The following is a 1,430-nucleotide window of genomic DNA, read 5'->3' on the forward strand; positions in this document are numbered from 1 at the left end:
ATAGAGTGCACCCAAAAGTTTAGACAAAATTAAATAATCTTTTGATAATAAAGAGTTCGATATTCTATCGGACTCTTTCCTTTTAAATTAAGTCTTATCCTGTCGTTATTATAATAGTCAATATATTGATGAATTTCGTCTTTTAATTCCTGTATTGATTTGAACTTTTTCAGATAAAACATTTCGGATTTTAATGTTCCAAAGAAATTCTCTATTATAGCATTATCCAAACAGTTCCCTTTTCTAGACATACTTTGGATAATCCCCTTTTGTTTCAAAATATTTTGATACAGCCTCATTTGATATTGCCAACCCTGGTCTGAGTGAAGAATTAGGTTCTGTGTATTCTGTGTTTTTCTAAAACTCTTTTTCAACATATTAATAATTTGTGCAAAAACAGGTTTTTCTGAAAGTTCATAGCTTATAATCTCTCCATTAAATAAGTCGATGATAGGAGACAGATATAGCTTGTTTCCAGAAACACTGAATTCTGTAATATCGGTAGCCCATTTTTGGTTCGGATGATTAGTCTTGAAGTTTCTTTTCAGAATATTTGGTGCTATTTTTCCTTGTTCTCCACGGTAAGATCTATATTTTTTCACACGAATTAAGCTTTTCAAGCCCAAGTTTTTCATTAATCGTAAAACTGTTTTATGATTGATAATTACACCCTGATTTTTTAGTTCCAGAGTGATTCTTCTATATCCAAATCTTCCTTTATGTTTTTGATAAATTAATTGTATTAAGCATTTAATATGAACATATTTATCTCCGACATTACCCCGAGCCAGATGATAATAAAAACTGCTTCTTGCCATACCAGAACAATTCAGCAATATTGCTAAATTATACTTTGGCCTTAACTCTTCGATGGCTTTTGCTTTTTGCTGGCTAGAGCTAAGGCGTCTAACTTTTTTAGATAATCAATTTCAGCACGGAGTCTTTCATTTTCAAGTAAAAGTTCTTCCTCTCTTGTTAAAACTTTATCAGATTTTCTTTTTTTATCTTTATTATCACTCATTATCTTAGGCCTTCCTCTGGGTTTATTTTCTAACCCTAAAATACCACTTTTCTCATAAGCATGCTGCCAATTTAAAATACTGGACTCTGCACCTATATTAAACTTTAAGCATGCCTGTTTAATGGAAAGGTGACTTTCTGATATGGAGTGTAAAACTTTCAGCTTAAACTTGACATCATAAACTCTGTTACGGATGCGAAGAAGACCTTTAGATCCATGTTGAATATAGTATTTAACCCATTGTTTCACTAAAGATTTACTGATCCCTAATTCTTTAGCAACTACGGAAATCGAATGATGTCTTTGTAAAACCTTAACAACACAATCTGTTTTAAATTCTAAACTATATTTTGATTGTCCCATAAAAAATGCCCCTAAAAAGTGTCTAACTTTTTGGGGGCAGTCTAAA

General features: G+C 31.5%; 2 protein-coding genes. Both read right to left on the bottom strand.

Annotation, left to right across the window (positions count from 1 at the left end; all coding sequences use genetic code 11):
* Positions 1–29: 29 nt before the first annotated feature.
* Positions 30–872, bottom strand: a complete 843-nt coding sequence (locus DRF57_RS23370; RefSeq protein WP_115921130.1) for an IS3 family transposase — start codon at positions 870–872, stop codon at positions 30–32.
* The coding region (locus DRF57_RS23375; protein ID WP_133297563.1) for a helix-turn-helix domain-containing protein at positions 860–1,430 on the bottom strand (571 nt) is incomplete at its 5' end. The genes DRF57_RS23375 and DRF57_RS23370, both read right to left, overlap by 13 nt.

It is taken from the genome of Chryseobacterium rhizosphaerae (genome assembly GCF_003385455.1).
In the GTDB taxonomy this organism is placed as follows: Bacteria; Bacteroidota; Bacteroidia; order Flavobacteriales; family Weeksellaceae; genus Chryseobacterium; species Chryseobacterium rhizosphaerae.